This window comes from Pseudomonas sp. P9_35, assembly GCF_034008205.1.
Lineage (GTDB): Bacteria > Pseudomonadota > Gammaproteobacteria > Pseudomonadales > Pseudomonadaceae > Aquipseudomonas > Aquipseudomonas kilonensis.
In genome coordinates, this window is the sequence record NZ_CP125373.1 from 5,950,001 (window position 1) to 5,976,271 (window position 26,271).

Annotated in this window: 25 protein-coding genes and 1 rRNA gene (1 of these 26 running past the window's edge); 10 read left to right on the forward strand and 16 right to left on the reverse strand. The window is 59.2% G+C overall.

Annotated elements, in window-relative coordinates:
* A 16S ribosomal RNA gene (locus QMK47_RS26540) occupies positions 1 to 662 on the reverse strand (it extends 875 nt beyond the left edge of the window).
* 550 nt (positions 663 to 1,212) lie between these two features.
* Entirely contained in the window at positions 1,213 to 2,412 is a 1,200-nt protein-coding gene (gene tyrS, locus QMK47_RS26545) for a tyrosine--tRNA ligase (protein WP_253469870.1), read from the reverse strand.
* Positions 2,413 to 2,624: 212 nt separating this feature from the next.
* Between tyrS and QMK47_RS26550 the strand changes: the two genes are divergently transcribed.
* Together QMK47_RS26550 and QMK47_RS26555 are read left to right on the forward strand one after the other, a co-directional pair.
* The gene (locus QMK47_RS26550) at positions 2,625 to 4,043 is read left to right on the forward strand and encodes a peptidoglycan DD-metalloendopeptidase family protein (protein ID WP_258691277.1); all 1,419 of its coding nucleotides are present in this window, start codon (positions 2,625 to 2,627) and stop codon (positions 4,041 to 4,043) included.
* 2 nt (positions 4,044 to 4,045) lie between these two features.
* Positions 4,046 to 5,137: an anhydro-N-acetylmuramic acid kinase gene (locus QMK47_RS26555; protein WP_320389532.1), complete on the forward strand. Its 1,092-nt coding sequence runs from the start codon at positions 4,046 to 4,048 to the stop codon at positions 5,135 to 5,137.
* Between the two features lie 66 nt (positions 5,138 to 5,203).
* Here the strand turns inward: QMK47_RS26555 and erpA are convergent, their stop codons facing one another.
* Together erpA and argC are read right to left on the reverse strand one after the other, a co-directional pair.
* Positions 5,204 to 5,554, reverse strand: coding sequence for an iron-sulfur cluster insertion protein ErpA (gene erpA, locus QMK47_RS26560; protein WP_003206114.1), 351 nt, complete (start codon positions 5,552 to 5,554; stop codon positions 5,204 to 5,206).
* Between the two features lie 148 nt (positions 5,555 to 5,702).
* Positions 5,703 to 6,737 carry an N-acetyl-gamma-glutamyl-phosphate reductase gene (gene argC, locus QMK47_RS26565; protein WP_320389533.1) on the reverse strand — a complete coding sequence of 345 codons (1,035 nt, stop codon included), beginning with the start codon at positions 6,735 to 6,737 and terminating at the stop codon, positions 5,703 to 5,705.
* Positions 6,738 to 6,872: 135 nt separating this feature from the next.
* On the opposite strand from argC, the gene hemJ reads away from it, so the two are divergent.
* The 6 genes from hemJ to coq7 all read left to right on the forward strand — a co-directional run bounded on the left by hemJ (position 6,873) and on the right by coq7 (position 11,322).
* Complete coding sequence (gene hemJ, locus QMK47_RS26570) at positions 6,873 to 7,304, forward strand: protoporphyrinogen oxidase HemJ (protein ID WP_003206117.1); 432 nt, start codon at positions 6,873 to 6,875, stop codon at positions 7,302 to 7,304.
* Between the two features lie 35 nt (positions 7,305 to 7,339).
* The gene (locus QMK47_RS26575) at positions 7,340 to 8,308 is read left to right on the forward strand and encodes an NAD(P)H-dependent flavin oxidoreductase (RefSeq protein WP_253469882.1); all 969 of its coding nucleotides are present in this window, start codon (positions 7,340 to 7,342) and stop codon (positions 8,306 to 8,308) included.
* Between the two features lie 51 nt (positions 8,309 to 8,359).
* The gene (locus tag QMK47_RS26580) at positions 8,360 to 9,328 is read left to right on the forward strand and encodes a DUF805 domain-containing protein (protein WP_320389534.1); all 969 of its coding nucleotides are present in this window, start codon (positions 8,360 to 8,362) and stop codon (positions 9,326 to 9,328) included.
* A gap of 62 nt (positions 9,329 to 9,390) precedes the next feature.
* On the forward strand, positions 9,391 to 10,179 hold the full coding sequence (locus tag QMK47_RS26585; RefSeq protein WP_214509833.1) for an SDR family NAD(P)-dependent oxidoreductase: 789 nt from the start codon (positions 9,391 to 9,393) through the stop codon (positions 10,177 to 10,179).
* Positions 10,180 to 10,260: 81 nt separating this feature from the next.
* Complete coding sequence (locus QMK47_RS26590) at positions 10,261 to 10,599, forward strand: histidine triad nucleotide-binding protein (RefSeq protein ID WP_003316306.1); 339 nt, start codon at positions 10,261 to 10,263, stop codon at positions 10,597 to 10,599.
* A gap of 75 nt (positions 10,600 to 10,674) precedes the next feature.
* On the forward strand, positions 10,675 to 11,322 hold the full coding sequence (gene coq7, locus QMK47_RS26595; protein ID WP_014340488.1) for a 2-polyprenyl-3-methyl-6-methoxy-1,4-benzoquinone monooxygenase: 648 nt from the start codon (positions 10,675 to 10,677) through the stop codon (positions 11,320 to 11,322).
* A 114-nt stretch (positions 11,323 to 11,436) separates the two neighbouring features.
* On the opposite strand, the gene QMK47_RS26600 is transcribed toward coq7, so the two are convergent.
* The gene (locus tag QMK47_RS26600; protein WP_003206127.1) at positions 11,437 to 11,859 is read right to left on the reverse strand and encodes an OsmC family protein; all 423 of its coding nucleotides are present in this window, start codon (positions 11,857 to 11,859) and stop codon (positions 11,437 to 11,439) included.
* A gap of 236 nt (positions 11,860 to 12,095) precedes the next feature.
* Here QMK47_RS26600 and crp point away from each other — a divergent pair, with 236 nt between their 5' ends.
* Positions 12,096 to 12,740, forward strand: coding sequence for a cAMP-activated global transcriptional regulator CRP (gene crp, locus QMK47_RS26605; protein ID WP_060740379.1), 645 nt, complete (start codon positions 12,096 to 12,098; stop codon positions 12,738 to 12,740).
* Here the strand turns inward: crp and QMK47_RS26610 are convergent.
* From QMK47_RS26610 to QMK47_RS26625, 4 genes are read right to left on the reverse strand one after another with little or no spacing between them, the layout of a single operon-like run.
* Positions 12,737 to 13,438: a biotin/lipoate A/B protein ligase family protein gene (locus tag QMK47_RS26610; RefSeq protein WP_253469887.1), complete on the reverse strand. Its 702-nt coding sequence runs from the start codon at positions 13,436 to 13,438 to the stop codon at positions 12,737 to 12,739. The genes crp and QMK47_RS26610 overlap by 4 nt on opposite strands.
* Positions 13,439 to 13,441: 3 nt before the next feature.
* Positions 13,442 to 14,278, reverse strand: coding sequence for an indole-3-glycerol phosphate synthase TrpC (gene trpC / locus QMK47_RS26615; protein ID WP_214509835.1), 837 nt, complete (start codon positions 14,276 to 14,278; stop codon positions 13,442 to 13,444).
* Positions 14,275 to 15,324, reverse strand: coding sequence for an anthranilate phosphoribosyltransferase (gene trpD, locus QMK47_RS26620; protein ID WP_253469893.1), 1,050 nt, complete (start codon positions 15,322 to 15,324; stop codon positions 14,275 to 14,277). Before trpD ends, trpC begins: the two co-directional genes overlap by 4 nt.
* A 9-nt stretch (positions 15,325 to 15,333) precedes the next feature.
* Positions 15,334 to 15,927 carry an aminodeoxychorismate/anthranilate synthase component II gene (locus tag QMK47_RS26625; protein WP_063324125.1) on the reverse strand — a complete coding sequence of 198 codons (594 nt, stop codon included), beginning with the start codon at positions 15,925 to 15,927 and terminating at the stop codon, positions 15,334 to 15,336.
* Between the two features lie 411 nt (positions 15,928 to 16,338).
* Here QMK47_RS26625 and estP point away from each other — a divergent pair, with 411 nt between their 5' ends.
* Positions 16,339 to 18,246, forward strand: a complete 1,908-nt coding sequence (estP, locus tag QMK47_RS26630; RefSeq protein WP_253469897.1) for an esterase EstP — start codon at positions 16,339 to 16,341, stop codon at positions 18,244 to 18,246.
* A 174-nt stretch (positions 18,247 to 18,420) separates the two neighbouring features.
* On the opposite strand, the gene trpE is transcribed toward estP, so the two are convergent.
* From trpE to QMK47_RS26665, 7 genes are all read right to left on the reverse strand, one after another.
* On the reverse strand, positions 18,421 to 19,902 hold the full coding sequence (trpE, locus tag QMK47_RS26635; RefSeq protein ID WP_253469900.1) for an anthranilate synthase component I: 1,482 nt from the start codon (positions 19,900 to 19,902) through the stop codon (positions 18,421 to 18,423).
* A gap of 70 nt (positions 19,903 to 19,972) precedes the next feature.
* A complete protein-coding gene (locus tag QMK47_RS26640) occupies positions 19,973 to 20,791 on the reverse strand; it encodes a phosphoglycolate phosphatase (RefSeq protein ID WP_214509839.1) in 819 nt (272 codons plus the stop codon).
* The gene (rpe, locus tag QMK47_RS26645; protein ID WP_057449607.1) at positions 20,788 to 21,462 is read right to left on the reverse strand and encodes a ribulose-phosphate 3-epimerase; all 675 of its coding nucleotides are present in this window, start codon (positions 21,460 to 21,462) and stop codon (positions 20,788 to 20,790) included. Before rpe ends, QMK47_RS26640 begins: the two co-directional genes overlap by 4 nt.
* Before the next feature lie 78 nt (positions 21,463 to 21,540).
* Positions 21,541 to 22,689, reverse strand: coding sequence for an iron-containing alcohol dehydrogenase (locus tag QMK47_RS26650; protein WP_253469902.1), 1,149 nt, complete (start codon positions 22,687 to 22,689; stop codon positions 21,541 to 21,543).
* Positions 22,690 to 22,892: 203 nt separating this feature from the next.
* Complete coding sequence (locus tag QMK47_RS26655) at positions 22,893 to 23,717, reverse strand: ABC transporter permease (RefSeq protein ID WP_057449609.1); 825 nt, start codon at positions 23,715 to 23,717, stop codon at positions 22,893 to 22,895.
* A 13-nt stretch (positions 23,718 to 23,730) separates the two neighbouring features.
* On the reverse strand, positions 23,731 to 24,978 hold the full coding sequence (locus tag QMK47_RS26660; RefSeq protein WP_214509842.1) for an ABC transporter permease: 1,248 nt from the start codon (positions 24,976 to 24,978) through the stop codon (positions 23,731 to 23,733).
* A 204-nt stretch (positions 24,979 to 25,182) separates the two neighbouring features.
* Positions 25,183 to 26,226: an ABC transporter substrate-binding protein gene (locus QMK47_RS26665; RefSeq protein WP_214509843.1), complete on the reverse strand. Its 1,044-nt coding sequence runs from the start codon at positions 26,224 to 26,226 to the stop codon at positions 25,183 to 25,185.
* Positions 26,227 to 26,271 lie beyond the last annotated feature (45 nt).

The following is a 26,271-nucleotide window of genomic DNA, read 5'->3' on the forward strand; positions in this document are numbered from 1 at the left end:
CCCTCTACCATACTCTAGCTCGACAGTTTTGAATGCAGTTCCCAGGTTGAGCCCGGGGATTTCACATCCAACTTAACGAACCACCTACGCGCGCTTTACGCCCAGTAATTCCGATTAACGCTTGCACCCTCTGTATTACCGCGGCTGCTGGCACAGAGTTAGCCGGTGCTTATTCTGTCGGTAACGTCAAAACACTAACGTATTAGGTTAATGCCCTTCCTCCCAACTTAAAGTGCTTTACAATCCGAAGACCTTCTTCACACACGCGGCATGGCTGGATCAGGCTTTCGCCCATTGTCCAATATTCCCCACTGCTGCCTCCCGTAGGAGTCTGGACCGTGTCTCAGTTCCAGTGTGACTGATCATCCTCTCAGACCAGTTACGGATCGTCGCCTTGGTGAGCCATTACCCCACCAACTAGCTAATCCGACCTAGGCTCATCTGATAGCGCAAGGCCCGAAGGTCCCCTGCTTTCTCCCGTAGGACGTATGCGGTATTAGCGTCCGTTTCCGAGCGTTATCCCCCACTACCAGGCAGATTCCTAGGCATTACTCACCCGTCCGCCGCTCTCAAGAGGTGCAAGCACCTCTCTACCGCTCGACTTGCATGTGTTAGGCCTGCCGCCAGCGTTCAATCTGAGCCATGATCAAACTCTTCAGTTCAAACATCTTTGGGTTTTGAGAAAACCCTAAACTTGGCTCAGCAATCGTTGGTTACATCTTTGATTTCTCGCGGAGTAACTTGTGATGCTGATAATCTGTTGACTAGCAGTCTGACTCCACAAGCACCCACACGAATTGCTTGATTCAGTTGTTAAAGAGCGGCTGGCTGAGTCTTTCGTCTCAACCGAGGCGCGCATTCTACAGCGCCCCGTGTATCTGTCAAGCGGTTATTTTCAGAAGTTTTCAAAGTTTCCTTTGCAACTTCAACCACTTGCGCTTCCGATCTCTCGTTAGCGGGAGGCGAATTCTACAGCGTTACTCGCTGCTGTCAACACCTCTTTTTCACCGCTTTCGACCGAGAAGATCGAACCGCCGATAGAGCCAAACAACACCGCTCTACCTGCTCCTTCCGGGCCTCGATGAACTGAAGCCCAACACCTTCGAAACCTACTTAACTCATTGAATCTCAAGGAGTTTTCCGTTTCGACTGCGCCGGAAGTGGGGCGAATTATAGACTTCCAGAATCTGCCGTCAACACCTTTTTTCAGCTTTATTCGGATTTCAGCGTAATACGCGCGAAAGCCTTCTTGCCGGCCTGACATACATGAGTAGAACCCAGCACATATATATAGGTGCGATCCACAACCTCACCATCTATACGCACGCCGCCCGAACCCAGGAGATCTCGCGCCACCGCTGCGTTCTTGACCAGGCCTGCTTTATTAAGGACTGCCGCAATCGGCATATCCTCGGCAGCAGTCAACTCGATCTCCGGCAGATCATCCGGCAACTCACCGTCCTTCATGCGATTACCCGCCGCACGATGAGCATTGGCCGCAGCCTCCTCACCGTGGAAACGAGCAACAATCTCTTCGGCCAGCTTGATCTTGATGTCTCGCGGATTGGCCCCCGCCTCGACATCGGCACGGAACGCATTGATCTCATCCATGGATCGGAAGCTCAACAGCTCGAAGTAACGCCACATCAGCACATCAGGAATGGAGACCAGTTTGCTGTACATGACGCCTGGCGCTTCCTGGATACCTACGTAGTTGCCCAGCGACTTGGACATCTTCTTCACGCCATCCAGACCTTCCAGCAATGGCATGGTCAGAATGCACTGCGCCTCCTGACCATAGCCGCGCTGCAACTCACGCCCCATCAACAGGTTGAACTTCTGGTCAGTACCGCCGAGCTCAACGTCCGCGCGCAACGCGACCGAGTCATAACCCTGTACAAGCGGGTAGAGGAACTCATGAATGGCAATTGGCTGATTGGATTTATAGCGCTTGTCGAAATCATCGCGCTCGAGCATACGAGCCACGGTGTATTGAGACGTCAGGCGAATGAAATCCGCCGGCCCCATCTGATCCATCCAAGTGGAGTTGAAAGCCACTTCAGTCCTGGCCGGATCAAGAATCTTGAAAACCTGAGTCTTGTAGGTCTCGGCGTTATCGAGAACCTGCTCACGAGTCAGCGGTGGGCGCGTAGCACTCTTGCCGCTTGGATCACCGATCATCCCGGTGAAGTCACCTATAAGGAAGATGACCTGATGCCCCAGATCCTGGAACTGGCGCAGCTTATTAATAAGCACGGTATGACCCAGGTGCAGATCGGGCGCCGTCGGATCGAAGCCAGCCTTGATACGCAGCGGCTGCCCGCGCTTGAGCTTTTCGATCAGCTCGGACTCGACCAACAGTTCTTCCGCACCACGTTTGATCAGCGCTAGCTGCTCTTCAACCGACTTCATAACAGACCCGTAAGGCTCAGATTCAAAGGGCCCCAACCATACAAGATCGCGCACCAAATACAAGGTTTGCCCGGCGCGCGGACGCCAATCCACAGAACAGAGCGTTCGCGGGCTTGCTTCGCAGGGGTTTTGGTTATATTTTATACAGTTATTTCATCTTCATCATGTCATTCATCTTTTCCAATTCATCTTTTCAAAAGTCAAAATTACTTATGACCACAGAACCGTCTAAAGCGCCACCGCTTTACCCAAAGACCCACCTGCTTGCCGCAAGTGGCATCGCAGCCCTCCTTAGCCTGGCGCTCCTGGTGTTTCCCTCCAGCGATGTTGAAGCCAAAAAGACGACTCTGAGTCTTGAACTGGAAAGCCCTGCTGAACAACTGACACAAGAACAAGACGCCGCCGAAGCCGTTCAAGCCACAAACGAACCGGCCGCCTCTCCTTTTGCGCAGATTGAAAACAGCCCGCAAGACACCGCCGAGGCCGCCACCCAAGTAGAAGCGCCTGTAGCAGAAGAGAAGAAGGGACCAGACCATCGCGAAGTGATTGTTGCCAAGGGCGACACACTTTCCACCCTCTTCGAAAAGGTTGGCCTGCCCTCGACTTCGGTCCATGAAATCCTGGCCAGCGACAAGCAAGCCAAGCAGTTCACTCAACTGCAGCGCGGCCAGAAACTCGAATTCGAACTCAATCCAGACGGACAGCTGACCAACCTGCACACCAAGCTGAGCGACATGGAAAGCATCACCCTGACCAAAAACGACAAGGGTTATGTATTTAACCGCGTCACCGCCAAGCCTACCGTTCGCTCGGCCTACGTTCATGGCGTCATCAACAGCTCATTGTCCCAGTCGGCGGCTCGTGCCGGCCTTTCCCATAGCCTGACCATGGACATGGCCAGTGTATTTGGCTACGACATCGACTTCGCCCAGGACATTCGCCAGGGTGACGAATTCGACATCATCTATGAGCAAAAAGTGGTCAACGGCAAGAGCGTCGGCAACGGTCCGATTCTTTCCGCGCGCTTCACCAACCGCGGCAAGACGTACACCGCAGTGCGCTACACCAACAAGCAAGGCAACAGCAGCTACTACACTGCCGACGGCAACAGCATGCGCAAGGCCTTCATCCGTACACCGGTTGATTTCGCCCGTATCAGCTCGAAGTTCTCCGCCGGTCGCAAGCATCCAATCCTGAACAAGATCCGCGCCCATAAAGGCGTCGACTACGCCGCCCCCCGTGGTACGCCAATCAAGGCTGCTGGCGACGGCAAGGTATTGCTGGCCGGACGTCGTGGCGGTTATGGCAACACCGTGATCATCCAGCACGGCAATACCTATCGCACGCTGTACGGCCATATGCAGGGCTTCGCCAAAGGCGTGAAGACCGGCGGTACTGTCAAGCAAGGGCAGGTGATCGGCTACATCGGCACTACCGGCCTGTCCACCGGCCCACACTTGCATTATGAGTTCCAGGTCAACGGCGTCCACGTCGATCCACTAGGCCAGAAACTGCCGATGGCCGATCCGATCGCCAAGGCCGAGCGCGCGCGCTTCCTGGCCCAAAGCCAACCCCTGATGGCTCGCATGGATCAAGAGAAAGCCACCATGCTGGCCTCGAGCAAGCGTTAAGCATGGCGCTCTATATCGGTGTGATGTCCGGGACCAGCCTGGATGGCTTGGATATCGCACTGATCGAACTGACCCCGGCGATCAAGTTGATCGCCACGCACTACATTCCGATGCCCGCCGTCCTGCGCACCGAATTGCTCGGATTGTGCAGCAGTGGGCCCGATGAAATCGCCCGCTCCGCCATTGCCCAGCAAAGCTGGGCAAAGCTCGCTGCACAGGGTATCCATACCCTGCTCAACGAACAGAAACTCAAGCCTGAAGACATCACGGCGGTCGGCAGCCACGGCCAGACCATCCGCCATGAACCAGCCCGCGGGTTTACCGTACAGATTGGCAATCCGGCCTTGTTGAGTGAGTTGACCGGCATCGCCGTCGTCAGCGATTTCCGCAGCCGCGACGTCGCCGCCGGTGGACAAGGCGCCCCGCTGGTTCCGGCATTTCACGAAGCACTGTTCGGAGAACGAGTCGGTAATCGCGCCGTGCTGAATGTCGGCGGTTTCAGCAATCTCAGCCTGATAGAGCCCGCAAAACCAGTAGCCGGTTTCGACTGTGGCCCAGGCAACGTATTGCTCGATGCCTGGATACACCAACAACGAGGCGAGCATTTCGATCGCGACGGCCAATGGGCTGCCAGCGGGAAGGTCGAACCAGTTTTACTCAAGACACTGCTCAGCGATCCCTTCTTTGTCACCAAGGGTCCGAAAAGTACCGGGCGTGAGGTATTCAACCTGCCTTGGCTGATACAGCATTTGTCGCAGTTGCCAGCCTTCGCCCCGGAAGACGTGCAGGCAACGCTGCTCGAACTGACAGCCCTGACCATCGTCGAATCCCTTCAACATGCCCAGTCCAATACTCAAGAGTTGCTGGTCTGTGGCGGCGGCGCGCACAACCAGACGCTCATGCGGCGCCTGGCTGACTTGCTGCCGGATGCCAAAGTCAGCAGTACGGCGGTGTACGGCGTAGACCCGGATTGGGTTGAAGCCATGGCCTTCGCCTGGCTTGCCCATTGTTGCCTTGAAGGTATTCCCGGCAACCGCCCAAGTGTCACCGGCGCACGCGGGCTACGCGTACTCGGCGCCATCTACCCGGCCTGAATCCAATAATGACGGACACAAAAAAGCCGCAGGGCCCTAAGGCGCTGCGGCTTTTTATTGAAGTACTCAGATCGAGAACGAAGAACCGCACCCACAGGTCGTGGTCGCGTTTGGGTTCTTGATCACGAATCGCGAGCCTTCCAGGCCTTCCTGATAGTCCACCTCGGCACCTGCCAGGTACTGGAAGCTCATCGGATCGACCACCAGGCTGACCCCTTCGCGCTCGACGATGGTGTCGTCGTCGGCCACTTCTTCATCAAAAGTGAAACCGTACTGAAAACCGGAACAACCGCCGCCCGTGACAAACACGCGCAGTTTCAAACGATCATTGCCCTCTTCATCGACCAGGCTCTTCACCTTGTGCGCGGCACCGTGGGTGAATTGCAAAGCCGTGGGGGTGAAGGTTTCGACGCTCATGCTGAATATCTCCCGGCGCTTACGCCGCCATAATGCGTGATGGCAGGCATTATCCGCTTCTCCTAGAAAATCGGTCAACTATTTAGAAGAGCAGCGGCGACTACAAGCCTCAAGCTTGTAGTTGCCAACTGAAAGCGTGTGACTGCCGTTACGGCAACATCCCTGCATGGGACAGCCCCAGGCGCTCATCCAGCCCGAACAGGATGTTCATGTTCTGCACTGCCTGGCCGGACGCGCCCTTGACCAGGTTATCGATGACCGACAACACCACCACCAGATCACCGTCCTGCGGACGATGCACGGCGATCCGGCAAACGTTCGCACCGCGTACGCTGCGGGTTTCCGGATGGCTGCCTGCTGGCATTACGTCGACGAACGGCTCGTTGGCGTAACGCTTTTCAAACAACGCCTGCAGGTCCACCGAACGATCGATGACGGTTGCATAAAGAGTGGAGTGGATACCACGAATCATCGGCGTCAGGTGCGGCACGAAGGTCAGGCCGACCTCCTTGCCCGCGGCCCGACGCAACCCCTGGCGAATTTCCGGCAGGTGACGATGCCCCTTGACCGCGTACGCCTTCATGCTTTCCGACGTTTCGGAGTACAGCGAACCGACACTGGCGCCACGCCCGGCCCCACTGACACCGGACTTGCAGTCGGCAATCAGACGCGAAGCATCGGCAAGACCGGCCTCGAGCAGCGGCAGGAACCCCAGCTGAGTTGCCGTCGGATAGCAACCTGGCACCGCGATCAGTCGGGCCTGCTTGATTTTCTCGCGATTGACTTCCGGCAATCCATAGACTGCCTCGTCGAGCAGATCCGGCGCGCCGTGAGGTTGACCGTACCACTTGGCCCATTCATCGGCGTCCTGCAGGCGGAAGTCCGCCGACAGGTCGATGACCTTGGTCCCGGCGGCCAGCAGTTCACCCGCCAGGGCGTGGGCGACACCGTGGGGCGTGGCGAAGAACACCACATCGCAAGCGCCGAGGGTCTTGATGTCCGGAACACTGAACGCCAGGCCGTCGTAATGACCTCGCAGGTTCGGGTACATGTCGGCGACGGCCAGGCCGGCCTCGGATCGGGAAGTGATGACCACCACCTCAGCTTGCGGATGCTGTGCCAACAGACGCAGCAGTTCGACACCGGTGTACCCCGTGCCGCCGACGATACCGACCTTGACCATAAACCTGCCCTCAACGAACCCACTGGAAAGCCGTCGATGATAGGGGCCGCAGGGCCCGGCGACAACCGCCAAGGTGACGTGCGGACGCTCTAACCTCTACTATCGGGCTACCGTGAATCCTGGGAATAACTAAAAATGCTCTATCTGTGGCTCAAAGCACTTCACATCGTCAGCATGGTCTGCTGGTTCGCCGGCCTGTTCTACCTGCCTCGCCTGTTTGTCTATCACGCCCAAAGCGAGGACAGCGTCAGCAAGGAGCGTTTCAGCGTCATGGAGCGCAAGTTGTATCGCGGCATCATGGGCCCGGCGATGATTGCCACCCTGGTATTCGGCATCTGGCTGCTCAGTCTCAATGCCGGCGCCTACTTCACCCAAGGTGGCTGGATGCACGCCAAGCTGACCCTGGTCGTGCTGCTGATCGGTTACCACCATATGTGCGGCGCCCAGGTAAAACGCTTCGCTCGTGGCGAAAACACCCGCAGCCATGTCTTTTATCGCTGGTTCAATGAAGTGCCGGTCCTGATATTGCTGGCTATCGTAATTCTGGTTGTCGTCCGACCGTTCTAATCTCCAATCAGCGTCCATTATCCGGGGTACTTGCGATGTCGTTGCCCGCTCTGCTTGAACAACGCTTGCGCCTGCCCGTCGTGGCAGCGCCAATGTTCCTGATTTCCAATCCGCAACTGGTGCTGGCCTGCTGCCGTAACGGCATCGTCGGTAGCTTTCCGGCGTTGAACCAGCGCGAAAGCAGTGGCTTCAAGGCCTGGCTGGAGGAAATCGAAGCAGGCCTGGCAACCCTGGAAAATCCGGCACCCTACGCTGTGAACCTGATCGTCCATCACAGCAACCCGCGGCTTCAAGCCGACTTGGCCATCTGCATCGAACACAAGGTGCCGATTGTCATCACCAGCCTTGGCGCGGTGAAGGAGTTGGTGGATGCCGTCCATGCTTATGGCGGACTGGTGTTCCATGATGTGACGACCCGGCGTCATGCCGAGAAAGCCGCCGAAGCCGGTGTCGATGGCTTGATCGCCGTTGCCGCCGGTGCAGGAGGACACGCCGGGACCTGGAGCCCGTTTTCATTGATTGCCGAGATCCGGCAGTTTTTTGATAAGACCTTGCTGCTTGCAGGATGCCTGAACCACGGTCATCAGATTCTGGCCGCACAATTGCTCGGCGCCGATCTGGCCTACTTCGGTACGCGCTTTATCGCTACGAGCGAAAGCCACGCCCCTGACGCTTATAAAGAGATGTTGCTCACATCCAGAGCCGCAGACATCGTGCATACTCCCGCTGTATCCGGAGTGCCGGCCAGTTTCATGCGCCAGAGCCTGGAGAACGCCGGTTTCGATCTGGCCGCTCTGCAGAACAAGGGCGAGGTGGATTTTGGCTCGAAACTCAAACCGCTGAACGATGAAGCCAAGGCCTGGAAAACCGTATGGTCCGCGGGCCAGGGCGTGGGTGAAATCAATGATTTGCCCAGCGTCGATCAGTTGGTGGCACGCCTGGATGAAGAATACCGTCAGGCACATGCCCGGGCGGCGCAGCTTGGCGGGCAATGGCCCCGCTGAAGCAACCCCAAAACAACAGTTACTTAACTTTCAGAGACAAGGATGCCGGGCATGAGCGAAACCCGTTTCAACATCGTATTCGACGGAGGCCTGATGCCGGGCGTCGATACCACCACAGCCAAACTCAACCTCGCCGAACTGTTCAAAAGCGACATCAGCGCCATTGAACGGCTGTTCACCGGGCGCAAGGTTGCCCTTAAAAGCAACCTGTCCCAGAGCGAAGCCCAGCAGTACCTGGAAGCGCTCAACAAGAGCGGAATCGACGCCCGAATCGAAGCCGAACCTGCCGCCCTCCAACTGAGCCTTGGCGAAGTACAGGATTCGCCGCAACAGCCGGGTGGACGCCATCCAGAGTCGATCGTCGACCCCGTCTCGCCGTACGCGCCTCCCCGCGCCGAAGTGGGTGAAGCGCTCGCCGAGTACAGCACGCTAAAACCCTTCAGCTTCGATGGGCGTATCGGGCGTTTGCGCTACCTGGCCTGGACCATGGTGTTGACCCTGGCCATGCTGCCCTTGGTCGGCCTGGGCTTCTGGTTGGCCACGGCCTGGCTGCTGGCTTCCAACTCGATAGCTGCACTGATTGTCGGCGGCCTGCTCGGCGCAGCCGTTGTACTTGCCTTTGCCTTCGTGAGCATCCAGTTCAACGTCCAGCGCCTGCATGACCTCGGCTGGTCGGGGTGGTTGTGGCTGATCAACCTCGTTCCATTCGTGGGCAGCATCTTCCCGTTCATCCTGATCATCGCCCCAGGCAATACCGGTGCAAACCAGTATGGTCCGCCGCCACCGCGCAATACCACGGCAGTCAAACTGCTGGCGTCGCTTTGGCTTGTGATGATCGTCCTGATTTTCCTGGCTACCTTTGCCGGCATCTTCGGAGCCCTCCAGGAGGATTACGACAGCAGCAGCCTGAGCAGCTATGAAAGCAGCGAGTCCAGCAACGAAACCACCGAAGAACCCGCTGTCGAGGCAGCCGAGCCCGCCTCGCCTTCTGTAGACTATGAGGAAGAAGAGGAACAATAAGCGCGCTTCATGCCGGTGACAGCCCAGTCAACTGGCGGCGGGCTGTTGCGATGGAGAACTGCATGACCCGTTACGCACTGATCACTGGCGCTTCCAGCGGCATTGGCCTGGCCATGGCTGAAGCGCTGGCCCGGCGCGGCCGCAACCTGATACTGGTGGCTCGACAGCGTGATCGGCTGGAAAGTATTGCAATCGAACTGACTCAGCGGTTTGGCGTAGAGGTGTTGTTCCGGGCCTGCGACCTGGGAGAACCGCTGAGGCTTTCAGGCTTTCTCCTGGAACTGGAGGAAGGCGAGCGGCAGATTGATCTGCTGGTCAATTGTGCTGGCATCGGCACCAGCGGGCCGTTCCTGGGCCAGGACTGGATGACCGAGCAGGATCTGATCGAAGTCAACATCCTCGCCCTGACACGGCTTTGTCATGCCATCGGTAACAGCATGGCGCTGCTTGGCGGCGGCCAGATCCTCAACGTCGCCTCGACTGCCGCGTTCCGGCCCGGCCCCTGGATGAGTACCTATTACGCCAGCAAGGCCTATGTGCTGCACTTCTCCGAAGCCCTGCGGGTCGAGCTGAAGAAATGCGCGATCAAGGTTTCGGTGCTTTGCCCTGGCCCGACCCGGACCGGCTTCTTTTCCAGGGCGCAGATGGACGAACAGAAACTCATCGACAGCAAGTTGCTGATGAGCCCGGAAGAAGTGGCCCTGTACGCCGTGCGCGCACTGGACCGCAACCGCGCCATCATCATTCCCGGACGCCGCAACCGCTGGCTGGCCGCACTGCCGCGACTGGGGTCGCGATGGCTGGTACGAACCATCGCCGGCATGATCAACAAGGCTTATTGCCCGCGCTGACCCCTTCAAGTTGAATAACCAGGCGCCTCAACCGGAGCCTTCACGCCCCCGACCTCGACGAACCCAACGGAGAAAACAGCTGTGGATACTCTGTTTACCAAGATTATCAACCGGGAAATCCCGGCGAAGATCATTTACGAGGATGACCAGGTATTGGCCTTCCACGACATCGCCCCGCAGGCGCCTGTACATTTTTTGGTCATACCGAAAAAACCGATCCGCACCCTCAATGACCTGACCGAGGAAGACAAAGGCCTGGCTGGACACATTTTGTTCACTGCTCAGCGCCTGGCACTTGAATTGGGCTGTGAAGAAGGTTTTCGCGTGGTGATGAATTGCAATGAACTGGGTGGGCAAACGGTCTATCACATTCATATGCATGTGCTGGGGCAGCGCCAGATGAACTGGCCGCCGGGCTGATACCCCTGACCCAACGCAAATCTTCGGCGGTCGATTGGGTTAAACTGGCCGCTGTGATTTTTCCCGGAGGTAAGCATGACTACCCAACGTCACTACTCGCCGATTGACCGTCTGTTGCTGCAAGCTGATACCGCGATGCGCACGCTGCTGCCCTTCAGTGGCCAGCCGTACCGCCCATCACCGGCTATCGTGCAGCCAGACGCGCAACTGAGTGACGAGCAAACCCGCCACGTCGCCGGACTGATGCGCATCAACCACACCGGCGAAGTCTGTGCCCAGGCGCTGTATCAGGGCCAGGCGCTGACAGCGAAGCTACCGCAAGTGCGTGAGGCAATGGAGCATGCCGCCGAGGAAGAAATCGACCATCTGGTCTGGTGTGAACAACGGATTCGCCAGCTGGGCAGCCATACCAGCGTCCTGAACCCGCTGTTCTATGGGATGTCATTCGGGATCGGCGCCGTTGCCGGGTTGATCAGTGACAAAGTCAGCCTCGGTTTCGTTGCGGCGACCGAGCATCAAGTGTGCAAGCATTTGAATGAACACCTCGAACAACTGCCAGCCGAGGATGAAAAATCCCGGGCGATCCTTGAGCAGATGCGCGTGGATGAGGAACACCACGCCGAGAGTGCGCTTGAGGCCGGTGGCTTCCGTTTTCCGGCCCCGGTGAAGTTCGGCATGAGCCTGCTGGCCAAGGTCATGACCAAAAGCACTTATCGGATTTGACGGCAATTGGGGACTGACTAGCTCATTCCCACGGAAATTAAAAAGGCGACGTCCCCCTAGGGAAGTCGCCTTTTTTCTGTCCGAAAACTTCAATACGGCCCGTCAGCTATCGACTCAACCCAACTCGATGATTTCATAATCGTGGGTGATTTCGACCCCGGCGGCGCCAAGCATGATCGAAGCCGAGCAGTATTTCTCGGCGGACAGCTCAATGGCGCGCTTGACCTGGGCTTCCTTCAGGGCCCGCCCCTTCACCACGAAGTGCATGTGGATCTTGGTAAACACTTTGGGATCTTCAGTGGCGCGCTCTGCCTCCAGGAAAGCTTCGCAGCTTTCGACCGCCTGGCGGGATTTTTTGAGAATGCTGACCACGTCGAAGTTGCTGCAACCGCCCACGCCCAGCAGGAGCATTTCCATCGGCCGAACACCCAGGTTCCGCCCACCGGCCTCTGGCGGGCCGTCCATGACGACCACATGACCACTGCCTGACTCACCGAGGAACATGGCTTCACCAGCCCATTGGATGCGTGCCTTCATCGCCAAGACTCCACTGTTAAAAAAAGGGTCGCCAGCTTAGCACAGCGCTCCGGCATGACCGCTCTGCGTCTTAGGAGACCTGACCTACCAGCACGTAGGTAAATTCTCAAATCAATTAAGGACGCCTCTGTTAAGCTGGCCATACGCCAACTCGCTGGCGCATGGCCAGCTTTTAGCGATAGCCATTCGCGTCTATAAAAAAACCAAATCACTGCGCAGTCTTTCGGGATACAACCATGGTTGCCATTACTCCCACGTTCAAGATCAAGAATCTCGACAAACTCTTGATGCATTGCCAGCGCCGCCGCTATCCAGCCAAACACAACATCATTTGTGCGGGAGATCGTTCCGAGACGCTGTTTTTCATCATCAAGGGGTCGGTCACTATCCTCATAGAAGATGATGACGGTCGGGAAATGATCATCGCCTACCTCAATTCCGGGGATTTTTTCGGCGAGCTGGGGTTATTCGAACAGGCGGGCAAGGAACAGGAACGCAGTGCCTGGGTGCGGACCAAGATTGAATGTGAAGTTGCGGAAATCAGCTACGCAAAATTCCGAGAACTGTCCCTGCAAGACCCAGACATTCTTTACGTTCTCAGCGGACAAATCGCACAGCGCCTGCGCAATACCACCCGCAAGGTCGGCGATCTCGCATTTTTCGATGTCACCGGACGAGTCGCACGCTGCCTGTTGGAACTGTGCAAGCAGCCCGATGCCATGACCCACCCGGACGGCATGCAGATCAAGGTGACCCGCCAAGAGATTGGGCGGATTGTCGGCTGTTCGCGGGAAATGGTCGGTCGCGTTCTCAAGGATCTGGAAGAGCGCAACCTGGTCAGTGTCAAAGGCAAGACCATGGTGGTGTTCGGAACGCGTTAGGCGCCCAGCAGATTGCTCAGCAGCTCCCGGTACAAAGCGTCGAGCCGCTCCAGCGCGTGAGGCGCCGGGAATTTTTCATGCAGGGCAATATGGCTCTCAGCTCGCACTCGCTGCTCCAGGCCGCAAGCCTCATTGAAGCGATTGACTGCCGCGACCATGGACTCGCGCTCGTTCTCCAGCAAAAGCGCGCCATGAACCAGCCCCACCGGACGTTGGCCACCCTTGCTCTGGCGCCAGCGCTGAGCGGTGCCCACCATTTTCCGGCCGTCGAGGTTGACGTTGAAGCGCCCGTCACAAAAAGCCCCTTCCACCTCTCCCAGCGAAGCTACCCCGCCCAACTCGTCCAACAGCTGACAGATGGGATCGCACAACCGGCGATACCCGGTTTCGATACGTCCGTGGTCACCTTCACTGCGCGGTGGTGCGTAGACCAAGGCGATATTGACCGTAGCGGCTGACTGCGGCACCGGTTCGCCGCCCGTTTCGCGCAACAGCACCGGCCAACCGTTGGCGGCCGATACTTCACAGGCGTGTTCAAACCCCGGCAGGCGACTCAAGCGACGCGGCATAACCAGCGCACGGTCGTTGGGCTGCCAGAACAGCAGGCCGAACTCGGCGTCGCCCGCGCAGATGCTGGCCAACAGATCCTGTTCGGCTTGCAGGCCAGCTTCGACGGTGAGGGAAATCACAGGCGACATGGATCAGTCCAGCGTCGAGCCGCTCACCGGCAGACCACGCTCAGGAAAGAACAGTCGCTGCAATTCCGTACCCGGGTTCTCGGCGCGCATGAACGCTTCGCCCACCAGGAACGAGTACACATCGCTGACTTCCATCAGCTCGACATCGGCCCGGTTGAGGATCCCGCTTTCGGTGATGACCAAGCGATCGCGCGGAATGCGCGGCAACAGGTCCAGGGTGGTTTCCAGGCTCACTTCGAAAGTGTGCAGGTTGCGATTGTTCACGCCGACCAGTTTGGTATCGAGGGTTTTCAGGGCTCGCTCCAACTCGTCACCGTCGTGGACTTCCACCAGGACGTCCAGCCCGACGCTTTTGGCAACGGCCGCCAGCTCGGCCATTTTCACGTCGTCCAAGGCGGAAACGATCAACAGTACGCAGTCGGCGCCCAGCGCACGCGCCTCGATGATCTGGTACGGGTCGATCATGAAATCCTTGCGGATCACTGGCAGCTTGCATGCCGCCCGCGCCTGCTTCAGGTAATCGTCGGCCCCTTGGAAAAAGTCGACGTCGGTCAGCACCGAGAGGCAGGTAGCACCGCCCTTCTCGTAGCTTCGCGCGATCTCGGCCGGGACAAAGTGCTCGCGAATCACGCCCTTGCTGGGGGACGCCTTCTTGATTTCGGCAATCACCGCCGGCTGTTTTTTCTTGGCCTGATCGATCAGAGCCTGGGCAAAGCCGCGCGGCGCATCCGCTGAACGCGCCAGGCTTTCCAGCTCGGCCAGACTGACCCGAGCGCTGCGCTCGGCCACTTCCTGGGCCTTGCGAGCCAGAATTTTTTCCAGAACCGTTGGCACGCTCATCCTTCGTTCTCCACTTTGAATACGGCGGTAAATGCACCCAACTCTTCGAGCTTTTCCCTGGCCAGCCCTGTGTGCAGTGCATCATGGGCCAGTTCCACGCCTTGCTTGAGGCTGCTGGCGTGGTCGGCGGCGTACAACGCGGCACCGGCATTGAGCACGATCATCTCGGCGGCTTTCTGGCCATTCTCGGTCTTGCGACGCCCCAGGGCATCACGAATCAGCTCCAGCGACTGGGCCGGGCTGTCGACTGCCAGCCCGTGCAGGCTCTGGCTCTTCATGCCGAGGTCTTCAGGTTCGACCCAATACTCGCTGATCTGATCATTTTTTAGTTCGGCCACGAATGTAGGCGCCGCCAGGCTGAACTCATCCAGCCCATCCTTCGAATGGACCACCAGTACGTGCTTGCTGCCCAGGCGTTGCAAGACTTCAGCCAATGGCCGGCACAACGCCTGGCTGAACACACCGACTACCTGATGTTTCACGCCGGCCGGATTCGTAAGCGGGCCGAGCATGTTGAACAGCGTACGCAGGCCCAGCTCGCGGCGCGGCGCGGCGGCGTGTTTCATGGAGCTGTGATGGTTTTGGGCAAACATGAAGCCGATGCCGACATTATCAATGCAACGGGCCACTTGGATCGGCGTCAGGCTCAGGTAGATACCGGCCGCCTCCAGTACATCGGCGCTGCCACTCTTGCCAGAGACGGCGCGATTGCCGTGTTTGGCCACCGTGCACCCAGCTGCCGCGACGACAAATGCCGAGGCGCTGGAAACGTTGAAAATATTAGCGCCGTCACCACCGGTGCCCGCTACATCCACTACACCGTCCAGCGTCTTGAGTTCGACCTTGTCCGCCAGCTCACGCATCGCCGAAACCGCACCCACGATTTCATCGATGCTCTCACTCTTCATGCGCATGGCCATCATGAACGCGCCGATCTGCGCATCCGAGCATTGGCCGGTCATGATTTCGCGCATCACGTCGCGCATCTCGTCGGTGCTCAGGTCGAGATGGCCGACGATACGGCTCAGGGCTGTCTTGATATCCATGAAAAGTCCTTAGCGCGTGCCGCCGGTTTGTTTGAGAAAGTTGGCGAACAGTTCGTGGCCCTGTTCGGTGAGAATAGACTCGGGATGAAATTGCACACCCTCGATATTCAGCGTCTTGTGGCGCAGCCCCATGATTTCATCGACCGAGCCATCTTCAAACTGGGTCCAGGCGGTCAATTCCAGACAGTCGGGCAGAGTTTCGCGCTTGACCACCAGGGAATGGTAGCGGGTTACGGTAAGCGGATGATTCAGCCCCTCGAACACGCCCTTGTCCTCGTGGAATACCGGGCTAGTCTTACCGTGCATGACTTGTCGGGCACGCACCACGTCGCCGCCGAACGCCTGGCCGATCGACTGATGTCCCAGGCAAACACCGAGGATCGGCAGCTTGCCGGCGAAATACTTGATGGCGTCGATGGAAATGCCCGCTTCGGTCGGCGTGCACGGGCCGGGCGAAACCACGATTCGCTCAGGCTTGAGGGCTTCGATTTCGGCGATGGTCAATTCGTCGTTGCGCACGACCTTGACCTCGGAGCCCAGCTCGCCGAGGTACTGCACAACGTTGTAGGTAAAAGAGTCGTAGTTATCGATCATCAGCAACATGGCGTAAGCAACCTATTGAATTCACTGACTTTAAATACAGCCTTCAGAGAGAGACCCGCACGCTGCTGCGCTTGGCGAGGCAAGTGATGCCCCTGCGAAGCGGCTCTACGAGCGGGTAAAGAAGGCAAATCGGTACAGGTCCGGCGAGGCCGGCGGAGAATGTTCAGGCGCGCCAACGCCAGCGGGCGTGAGCCTTGATCATTTGATCCAGAAGTTTGCTGACAATCGACACAGGGAAAGTCTCGTTCATACGTCCCGGCACAGTAGCTTAGCTGGGCGGAGCACGCAATATGAGCGATCCCGAAGGGCTTTGAAACAATCGCGACGTTCAAGATGGATGGCAAAATGCCGGAAGTTTTTGGTACTGTCGTTTCGTTTTCTAACAAAAATAAGATAAAAACGGACTTCCTCATGATCAAAAAAACGCTGTTCGTACCGATTGCCGGTTGCCTGCTGGCGATGGCCTGCGCCCAGGCGAGCGCCGCCCCCAACCCTTATTCCAAGTTCATCGTGTTCGGCGACAGCCTCAACGACGCTGGCCAGTTTGCCGACCCGAATGGTCCACCCGGCTCGACCGAGCGTTATACCAACCGAACCGGTCCGATCTACACCGACGGCAGCGGCGAGGCCTACTCCGCCAACTCCACCCAGTTGCTCGGTGGGCGCCTGGGTTATTCCGCCGACGAGACCGCCGCTTCCACTTCGGCGGTCCGCGCCAGCGAGGGGCTGGCGGACGGCAACAACTGGGCAGTGGGCGGTTATCGTACCGACCAGATCCTCGAATCGATTACTGGCGTGTCCGACACCGGCGAGCGCAGCCGTCCCGGCTACTTGCAGTCCAATGGCCTGCGCGCCGATCCGAATGCGCTGTATTACATTTCCGGTGGTGGCAACGACTTCCTACAAGGTCGGGTGCTGACCCCCGAACAAGCGAACGCCGCCGCGGACCGCCTGGCCGACAGCGTCCAAGTGCTGCAAACGGCCGGCGCGCGCTATGTGATGGTCTGGTTGTTGCCCGACCTGGGCCTGACCCCGGCCCTCAACGGCGGTCCTTTGCAAGACGCCTTTTCGCAACTGGGCAACCAGTTCAACCAACAACTGATCACACGACTGCAAGGCATCGACGCTGAAATCATTCCATTGAACATTCCGCTTCTGCTGAAGGAAAGCTTCGCCGACCCAGCAAGATTCGGCCTCGCCACCGGTGAGAATCTCACCGCGACCTGCTTCAGCGGCAACGGCTGCACGGAAAACCCCACCTACGGCATCAACAGCGCCACGCCTGATCCCACCAAGCTGATCTACAACGACGCGGTCCATCCGACCGAAACCGGGCAAAAACTGATCGCCGACTACGCCTATTCCCTGCTCGCGGCACCATGGGAGCTGACGCTGTTGCCGGAAATGGCCCACTCGACCCTACGCGCCCATCAGGACGAGTTGCGCAGCCAATGGCAATCGGACTGGGAGAACTGGCAGGCCGTCGGCCAATGGCGAGCCATCGTCGCAGGCGGCGGCCAGCATCTGGACCTGGACAGCCAGAGCGGCGGCGCCAGCGCCGACGGCAGCGGCTACAGCCTGAACATCGGCGGTAGCTATCGCCTCAACGACGCGTGGCGCGTGGGTGTCGCCGCCGGTTTCTATCGCCAGGACATGGAAGCAGGCCATAACGACTCGGACTACAAGCTCAACAGCTACCTGGCGACCGCTTTCGCCCAGTTCCAGCAAAACCGCTGGTGGGCCGATGCAGCGCTGACCGGCGGCAAGCTCGACTATGACAACCTGGAGCGCAAGTTCGACCTGGGCGTCAACGAAGCGCAGGAGAAAGGCGACACGGACGGCCATCTATGGGCATTCAGCACGCGGGTGGGCTACGACATCGCCCAGCCGGGCAGCGAATGGCACCTCTCGCCGTTTGTCAGCGCTGATTATGCGAAGGTGGAAGTCGACGGCTATTCGGAAAAGAGCAGCCGCTCCACAGCCCTGACCTTCGACGACCAGACCCGCGATTCGAAACGCCTGGGCATTGGCTTGCAGGGTAAATACAACATCACCCGCCAGACCCAGGTGTTTGGCGAATATGCCCACGAACGCGAGTACGAAGACGACACGCAAAAGGTCAACATCGCTCTCAACAGCCTGCCGGCCAACGACTTCACACTGGAAGGCTATACGCCACAGAGCCACCTCAATCGCCTGAGCCTGGGGGTCAGCCACAAGTTGACCAACGACTTGGCGCTACGGGGTGGCTATACACTGCGCAAGGATGATGACATGACCCAACAAGGGGTAAGCCTGGGGGTCAGCCTGGATTTCTGAGCGAGAAAACCTGTGGGAGCGAACTTGCTCGCGATAGCGGACTGTCAGTCGACCTATGGGTTGAATATGACGGCCTCATCGCGAGCAAGCTCGCTCCCACATGTTGATCGAGTTGCCTGAACGAACTGTGGCGAGGGAACTTGCTCCCTCGCTACAGTTGTTTGTTCGAGGGCTTCAGTCGTTCGAGGTCTGCTCGGCAAGCGCCACGGCGCGGAACATGGCCCGGCGCTTGTTCAGGGTTTCTTCCCACTCCAGCGCCGGCACCGAGTCGGCGACGATACCGCCGCCGGCCTGTACGTGCAGTTCACCGTTCTTGATGACGGCGGTGCGAATGGCAATGGCGGTGTCCATATTGCCGTTCCAGGCGAAGTAACCCACGGCCCCGCCGTACACGCCCCGCTTGACCGGCTCCAGTTCGTCGATGATTTCCATCGCGCGGATTTTCGGCGCGCCAGACAAGGTGCCCGCCGGCAGGATCGCCCGCAAGGCATCCATCGCCGTCAGCCCGGCCTTCAACTGGCCGGTGACGTTGGAAACGATGTGCATCACGTTGGAGTAGCGCTCGATGACCATCTTCTCGGTGAGCTTCACCGAGCCGATTTCCGAGACCCGCCCGGTGTCGTTGCGCCCCAGGTCAATCAGCATCAAGTGCTCGGCGATTTCCTTGTCGTCTGACAGCAGGTCCTCTTCCAAGGCCCGGTCAGCTTCCTCCGTGGCGCCACGGGGACGAGTGCCGGCGATCGGCCGCACCGTGATCAGGTTGTCTTCGACCCGCACCAGCACTTCCGGCGAACTGCCCACGACATGGAAGTCGCCGAAGTTGAAGAAATACATGTAGGGCGTCGGGTTGAAACAGCGCAGCGCCCGATAGAGATCGATGGGCGCTGCCTTGAAGTCGATGGACATCCGTTGCGACGGCACGACCTGCATGCAGTCACCGGCGAGGATGTACTCCTTGATGGTATCGACGGCCCGTTCGTAATCGTCCTGGGTGAAACTGGAACGAAACACCGGATCGGCCGCCGACTGCTTGCTGAAGTCCAGGCCAGGACGCGGAGCGATCGGCTGACGCAACTTTTCCAACAGTGCTTGCAGGCTTTGTTGACCTTGCTCGTAGGCATCTTCCTGGGACGGATCGGCCAGGACGATGGCGTGCATCTTGCCGGCAAGGTTGTCGAAAACGACGACCGCGTCGGACACCATCAGCAAAATATCCGGCACGCCCAGCGGATCGGGGTTCGGGCAGGTGCCCAGGCGTTTTTCCACGTAGCGCACGCAGTCGTAGCCGAAATAACCCACCAGGCCACCGTTGAAACGCGGCAGGCCGGGGATGGTCGGTACGTTGTAGCGGGCCTTGAAGGTTTCGACGAACGCCAGCGGGTCTTCGACTTCGAGGCTTTCGATTTCGACACCGTCGTGGGTCACGCTGACGCGATGGTCATGGACCCGCAGCACCGTGCGGCACGGCAAGCCGATGATGGAATAACGGCCCCATTTTTCGCCGCCCTGTACCGATTCGAGCAAGTAGGAGTTGGGCTGGTCGGCCAACTTGAGGTAGATCGACAGCGGCGTGTCGAAGTCGGCCAGGGTTTCACAGGCAAGGGGGATGCGGTTGTAGCCGGCAGCGGCTAGACGCAGGAATTCTTCGCGGATCATGGGGTGCCTCGTGGCAAGAGGAGCTGACAGTCAGGTATGCAAACGCGCCGGATAACCGGCCAGGATCATGTCAGGTGCGCCAACGCCAGCGGGCCAGGGCCTTCATGACTTTCATCCAGAGTTTGCGAGTGACCACCACGATGGCGTTTCCAGAAGAGGATTGAACAGCGTCGGGCAACGTTATCTCAGCGGCCGGGTCCAGGCAACCGGGAATTAACAGGCGCAAATCGTCAATCACCAGCGTCGGAAACTCTTCGGCGATTGGCCGGCCGTGGTTGTAGCCGTAACTCAGTGCCACGCACTTGACCCCTGCCGCCTTGGCCGCCAGCACGTCACTGCGCGAGTCGCCGACGAACAAGGATTGAGAGGCCGGGATGTTGGCCATTTTCATCACGAAAAACAGCGCGGCCGGATCCGGTTTTTTCTGCGGCAAGGTATCGCCACCGATGATCCAGCGAAAATAGCGGCCGATTTTCATCTGGTCCAGCAACGGCGCAACGAAGCGCTCCGGCTTGTTGGTAATCAGGGCCATTTCCACGCCCTGCTTTTGCAGCCACTTGAGGGTGGAACGCACGCCGGGGTAGACCACCGTCAGCTGGTGATTGTCTTCGTAGGCTTCATTGAACAACTCCAGCGCCCGCTCGACCTCGGCATCATCGACACCTTGGGCGTCGATGTCATTGGCCAGGGCCCGGCGCACCAGCATCGGCGCGCCATTGCCGACCCAGTGGCGCACCGAATCGAGGCCGGCAGGCGGGCGTCCAAGCTTGAGCAGCATCGTGTCCACCGCCGCCGCGAGGTCCGGGACCGAATCGACCAATGTGCCATCAAGGTCGAACATCACCAGACGCGGCAAACTGCCGGGGAACAGCTGCTCGAAGCCGCTCATGGGCGCGCCAGGGCCAGTTCGGCGCGCATTTGTGCAATCACCTCTTCGTAGTTCGGTGCGTTGAAGATCGCCGAACCCGCGACGAACGTATCGGCGCCGGCCGCGGCGATTTCACGGATATTCTTCACGTTCACGCCACCGTCGATTTCCAGGCGAATATCACGGCCCGAGGCATCGATCAGCGCACGGGCTTCGCGCAGCTTGTCGAGCGTGCCCGGGATGAACTTCTGCCCACCGAAGCCTGGGTTGACGCTCATCAGCAGGATCATGTCGACCTTGTCCATCACGTACTTGAGCACGTCCAGGGGCGTTGCCGGGTTGAACACCAGGCCGGCCTTGCAACCGCCTTCGCGGATCAACTGCAGGGAACGGTCGATGTGCTGCGTGGCTTCAGGGTGGAAAGTGATGTAGGTAGCGCCGGCTTCGATGAAGTCACCGACGATGCGGTCCACCGGGCTGACCATCAGGTGCGCATCGATCGGCGCGGTGACGCCGTACTTGCGCAGCGCCGCGCAAACCATCGGGCCGATGGTCAGGTTGGGCACGTAGTGGTTGTCCATGACATCGAAGTGCACGATGTCGGCCCCGGCGGCCAGAACGTTGTCCACTTCCTCGCCCAGGCGGGCGAAGTCGGCAGAGAGAATCGACGGAGCAATAGCGAAGGGCTGCATGACGCACCTGTTTTGAGCGAAATCACGATGGCGCGCATTGTATACCTCAAGATTTGGCGCGCCCACCGTGGCAATCGATCAATACGCCGCGCGGTAGATCTTCTCGATATCGGCGGCGCTCAGTTTGCGTGGATTGTTGCGCATTAGCCGTTCTATTCCCGCCGCTTCCACCGCCATGGACGGAATCACGTCCTCGGTCACGCCCAGGCTGCTGAGGCCCTTGGGTATTTCCACGGCGGCGCACAACGCAACCATGGCCTCCACGGCTTCGTCGGCCGCTTCAAGATCGCTCAGGTGAGCGGTCTTGAGGCCCATGGCCTCGGCGATGTCACGCATGCGCTCGACACAGGCCATCTTGTTCCAGGTCATGACGTACGGCAGCAACAAAGCATTGGCGACGCCGTGGGACACGTGAAAACGCCCGCCCAACGGATAGGCCATCGCATGCACCGCCCCGACCCCGGCATTGCCGAACGCCATGCCGGCCATCAGGCTGGCCGTGGCCATGTCTTCCCGGGCTTGCAGGTGAGCCGGGTTGGCATAGGCCTTGGGCAGCGCGCGGCTGATCAGCTTGATTGCGCCGATGGCCAGGGCATCGGTGATGGGCGAAGCATTGAGCGACAGGTAGGCCTCGATGGCGTGTGCCAGCGCATCAACGCCACTGGCAGCCGTGACGCCGCGCGGGCAGGTGAGGGTCATTTGCGGACTGACCAGCGCCACATCCGGCAACAGATAATCGCTGACGATACCTTTTTTCAGCTGCGCAGCCTTGTCGGAGAGAATCGCCACGTTGGTGACTTCCGAACCAGTACCGGCCGTGGTGGGGATGGCAATCATGGGCGGGCCTTTGCGCGGCACCTGATCGACACCGAACATATCCTGCAGCTCGCCGTGGTAACCGGCATAGACGCCCACGCACTTGGCAATGTCGATGGCACTGCCACCACCGAGACCGATCAGGCCATCATGACCACCGTCGCGATAGGCTTGCATGCAGTCCTCGACAATGGCGATTTCCGGGTCCGGCATGACCCGGTCGAAAATTTCGTAGTCCCGTCCGCCCAGATGTTGCAGGGCCAGTTCCACGGTGCCGGACTTGACCAACGCCGCATCGGTCACGATCAGCGGGTTGTCGACGTCCAGGCGCGTCAACTCCGCGGCCAGTTGCTCGATGGCAGCGGCGCCGGTGATCAGTTTATGGGCGATTTTGAATGAGGAAAGACTCATGTGCGCGGCCTCTTATTCGAGTATGAGCTGGCACAAGGATAGCTCGGTATTGAGGGTTGTCTGCCATTCAGCGCATGAATACACCTCAGCCCCCCTGTGGGAGCGAGCTTGCTCGCGATGAGGCCATCACATCCAACATTGATGCTGGCTGACACACCGCTATCGCGAGCAAGCTCGCTCCCACACTGGTTTTGCATGGGTCGTCAGACTTGGGTCGTACGCAGCTTCTCGCTACGCCCACGCAACCACTCCAGGGTCAGCAACAGGATCACCGAGAAGGCAATCAGCAGCGTCGCCGCCGCCGCGATGGTGGGGCTGAGGTTTTCGCGAATGCCACTGAACATCTGCCGTGGCAAGGTTGCCTGCTCGGGGCCGGCCAGGAACAGGGTCACCACCACTTCATCGAACGACGTCGCGAAAGCGAACAGTGCCCCGGAGATCACGCCCGGGGCGATCAACGGCAGCGTCACCCGACGAAACGCCGTCAGTGGCGAAGCCCCAAGGCTGGCAGCGGCCCGAACCAGGTTGTGGTTGAACCCCTGCAGGGTCGCCGACACAGTGATGATCACGAACGGTACACCCAGCACGGCGTGGACCACGATCAGCGAGAAGAAGCTGTTGCCCAACCCCAGCGGTGCGAAAAACAGGTAACTGGCCACGCCAATGATCACCACAGGCACCACCATCGGCGAAATCACCAGGGCCATCACCAACGCCTTGCCTGGGAAGTCACCCCGGGTCAGGCCGATGGCCGCGAGCGTGCCGAAGACCATCGCCAGCAACGTCGCCGCCGGGGCGACGATGATGCTGTTTTTCAGCGCTCGCATCCATTCGGCCGAGGCGAAGAAATCGTGGTACCACTGCAGCGAAAAGCCCTGCAACGGGTAGACCAGGAAGCTGCCGGAGTTGAACGACAGTGGAATGATCACCAGCACCGGCAGGATCAGGAACAACAGAATCAGCCCGCAGAGTGTGCGCAAGCAGTAGAACCACACCCGCTCGACGGGGGACATGTAAGGACTCACCATTTTCGATCTCCCCTTAGCTCAGGCGCAGGCGACTGGCGCCCACCAGCCAGCTGTAAATCAGATAAAGCACGATGGTCGCCAGCAACAGCAGCCCGCCGAGCGCCGTGGCCATGCCCCAGTTGATGCTGGTGTTGGTGTAGAACGCGACGAAGTAGCTGACCATCTGATCGTTCGGGCTGCCCAGCAGCGCCGGCGTGATGTAGTAGCCGATGGCAAGGATGAACACCAACAGGCAACCGGCACCGACCCCGGCATAGGTCTGCGGGAAGTACACCCGCCAGAAACTGGCGAACGGGTGGCAGCCCAGGGAAATCGCCGCACGCATATAGGTTGGCGAGATGCCCTTCATCACGCTGTAGATCGGCAGGATCATGAACGGCAGCAGGATGTGGACCATGGAGATGTATACGCCGGTGCGGTTGAACACCAGCTCCAGGGGCTTATCGATGACGCCCATGGCCATCAGCGCACTGTTGATCAGGCCACCGGACTGCAGCAACACGATCCATGCGGCGACGCGTACCAGGATCGAGGTCCAGAACGGCAGCAGCACCAGGATCATCAGCAGGTTGCTCTGGCGCGATGGCAGGTTCGCCAGCAGGTAGGCCAACGGATAGGCCAGCACTAGGCAGATCGCGGTGATCACCAGGCCCATCCAGAAGGTACGGGCAAAGATGTCGAGGTAGATCGCCTGGTCAGGGGTGGCCGTGGCCAGTTCGCCGAGGTCATCGATGCGGTGATCGACGGCCGCCAGCAGGTAATATGGGGTGACGTTGCTGGTGTTGCGGCGGATCACCTGCCAGTACGCTGGGTCCCCCCAACGCTCATCGAGGTTTTCCAAGGCTTCTTTATAGGAAGCCGGCTCGGTGGCAAACGGCAACGCCCGAGCGGTCTTGGTCAGCAGGCTGCGATAGCCGGCCAGTTCCATGTTCAGGCGCTTGGACAAGTCGCCCAGGGTCTGATTCTTGCGGGCGTCGGCCAGGTCTTCGCTGGCAGCCTTGTACACTGGCTCGCCCGGCAAACCACGTCCGTCCCAGGCAGCGACGGCGGCGACAGTGCGCGGCATCGCGCTCACCACTTCCGGGTTGCTGACGCTTTTGAACAGCAGCGCCACGATCGGTACCAGGAACACCAGCAACAGAAACAGCACCAGCGGCGCGATCAAGGCCTGGGCCTTCCAGCGGTTGATCCGCTCGGCGTGCTTGAGCCGTTGCTTGAGGGTGGGGCTGGTGCCCGCGTTCAGTGGAACGGCGATGGCCATGGCGAACTCCGCAAATCTTTTTGATCGTTACAGGGGCGGCGGGCCGCCTCTGTTCTTTTGAAACACCCGGGTCGATGAAAGAACCTGTGGGAGCGAGCTTGCTCGCGATGGCTGCGGCACATTCAAGATTGATGTGCCTGACAGACCGCTATCGCGAGCAAGCTCGCTCCCACATGGATCTCATCCGGTTTCAGACCGTCGGGGTTACTTCGCAGCCCAGGAGTTGAAGCGCTGCTCCAGTTGCTCACCGTTGTCAGCCCAGAAGCTGACGTCGATCTGCACCTGGTTGGCGATGTTTTCCGGGGTGGTCGGCATGTCCTTCAGGACATCCTTGGCCAGCAACGGTACAGCCTGGGTGTTGGCCGGACCGTAGGCGATGTTTTCCGAGTAGGTCTTCTGCTGCTGCGGCGCCACCGAGAAGGCGATGAATTTCTTCGCAGCTTCGGCGCGGGTCTTGTCCAGGCCGCGTGGGATGGCCCAAGCGTCGAAGTCGTAGATGCCGCCGTTCCACACCACTTTCAGGTTGCTTTCTTTCTGTACCGCGGCGATCCGGCCGTTGTAGGCCGAGCTCATGACCACGTCACCTGAGGCCAGGTACTGCGGCGGCTGGGCACCGGCTTCCCACCACTGGATGTTCGGCTTGAGCTCATCGAGCTTCTTGAAGGCGCGATCCTGGCCATCTTTGCCAGCCAGCACTTTGTAGACGTCTTTCGGCGCTACGCCATCAGCCATCAAGGCGAATTCCAGGGTGTACTTGGCGCCCTTGCGCAGGCCGCGTTTGCCCGGGAATTGCTTGGTGTCCCAGAAGTCCGCCCAGCTGGTCGGCGCGGTCTTCAGTTTGTCGGCGTTGTAGGCCAGCACGGTCGACCACACGAAGAAGCCCACGCCGCAAGGCTGGATGGCGCCCTTGACGTAGTCTTCGCTCTTGCCGAACAGCTTCGGATCGAGTTGTTCGAACATGTCTTCGTCACAACCACGGGACAGTTCCGGGGACTCGACTTCTACCAAATCCCAGGAAACGCTCTTGGTATCGACCATGGCCTTGACCTTGGCCATTTCGCCGTTGTACTCGCCAGCCACGATCTTGCCATTGCCGGCCGCTTCCCACGGTGCGTAGAAGGCTTTGACCTGAGCCGCCTTGTTCGCCCCGCCGAAAGACACCACGGTCAGGTCCGGGCCCGCCGCCATCGCGCTTGCCGCACCCATCATGCCCAGTGTCAGGGCTGTGAACTTCAGGGATCTCAACATTTATTGTTCTCTCCACGTGCAGGGTTGGTGTTGGTACAGCAGGGG

Bases quoted from the DNA above. Each gene is read 5' to 3' on its own strand.
- tyrS (WP_253469870.1), bottom strand. From the start codon at position 2,412: ATGAAGTCGGTTGAAGAGCAGCTAGCGCTGATCAAACGTGGTGCGGAA.
- QMK47_RS26550 (WP_258691277.1), top strand. From the start codon at position 2,625: ATGACCACAGAACCGTCTAAAGCGCCACCGCTTTACCCAAAGACCCAC.
- QMK47_RS26555 (WP_320389532.1), top strand. From the start codon at position 4,046: ATGGCGCTCTATATCGGTGTGATGTCCGGGACCAGCCTGGATGGCTTG.
- erpA (WP_003206114.1), bottom strand. From the start codon at position 5,554: ATGAGCGTCGAAACCTTCACCCCCACGGCTTTGCAATTCACCCACGGT.
- argC (WP_320389533.1), bottom strand. From the start codon at position 6,737: ATGGTCAAGGTCGGTATCGTCGGCGGCACGGGGTACACCGGTGTCGAA.
- hemJ (WP_003206117.1), top strand. From the start codon at position 6,873: ATGCTCTATCTGTGGCTCAAAGCACTTCACATCGTCAGCATGGTCTGC.
- QMK47_RS26575 (WP_253469882.1), top strand. From the start codon at position 7,340: ATGTCGTTGCCCGCTCTGCTTGAACAACGCTTGCGCCTGCCCGTCGTG.
- QMK47_RS26580 (WP_320389534.1), top strand. From the start codon at position 8,360: ATGAGCGAAACCCGTTTCAACATCGTATTCGACGGAGGCCTGATGCCG.
- QMK47_RS26585 (WP_214509833.1), top strand. From the start codon at position 9,391: ATGACCCGTTACGCACTGATCACTGGCGCTTCCAGCGGCATTGGCCTG.
- coq7 (WP_014340488.1), top strand. From the start codon at position 10,675: ATGACTACCCAACGTCACTACTCGCCGATTGACCGTCTGTTGCTGCAA.
- QMK47_RS26600 (WP_003206127.1), bottom strand. From the start codon at position 11,859: ATGAAGGCACGCATCCAATGGGCTGGTGAAGCCATGTTCCTCGGTGAG.
- crp (WP_060740379.1), top strand. From the start codon at position 12,096: ATGGTTGCCATTACTCCCACGTTCAAGATCAAGAATCTCGACAAACTC.
- QMK47_RS26610 (WP_253469887.1), bottom strand. From the start codon at position 13,438: ATGTCGCCTGTGATTTCCCTCACCGTCGAAGCTGGCCTGCAAGCCGAA.
- trpC (WP_214509835.1), bottom strand. From the start codon at position 14,278: ATGAGCGTGCCAACGGTTCTGGAAAAAATTCTGGCTCGCAAGGCCCAG.
- trpD (WP_253469893.1), bottom strand. From the start codon at position 15,324: ATGGATATCAAGACAGCCCTGAGCCGTATCGTCGGCCATCTCGACCTG.
- QMK47_RS26625 (WP_063324125.1), bottom strand. From the start codon at position 15,927: ATGTTGCTGATGATCGATAACTACGACTCTTTTACCTACAACGTTGTG.
- estP (WP_253469897.1), top strand. From the start codon at position 16,339: ATGATCAAAAAAACGCTGTTCGTACCGATTGCCGGTTGCCTGCTGGCG.
- trpE (WP_253469900.1), bottom strand. From the start codon at position 19,902: ATGATCCGCGAAGAATTCCTGCGTCTAGCCGCTGCCGGCTACAACCGC.
- QMK47_RS26640 (WP_214509839.1), bottom strand. From the start codon at position 20,791: ATGAGCGGCTTCGAGCAGCTGTTCCCCGGCAGTTTGCCGCGTCTGGTG.
- rpe (WP_057449607.1), bottom strand. From the start codon at position 21,462: ATGCAGCCCTTCGCTATTGCTCCGTCGATTCTCTCTGCCGACTTCGCC.
- QMK47_RS26650 (WP_253469902.1), bottom strand. From the start codon at position 22,689: ATGAGTCTTTCCTCATTCAAAATCGCCCATAAACTGATCACCGGCGCC.
- QMK47_RS26655 (WP_057449609.1), bottom strand. From the start codon at position 23,717: ATGGTGAGTCCTTACATGTCCCCCGTCGAGCGGGTGTGGTTCTACTGC.
- QMK47_RS26660 (WP_214509842.1), bottom strand. From the start codon at position 24,978: ATGGCCATCGCCGTTCCACTGAACGCGGGCACCAGCCCCACCCTCAAG.
- QMK47_RS26665 (WP_214509843.1), bottom strand. From the start codon at position 26,226: ATGTTGAGATCCCTGAAGTTCACAGCCCTGACACTGGGCATGATGGGT.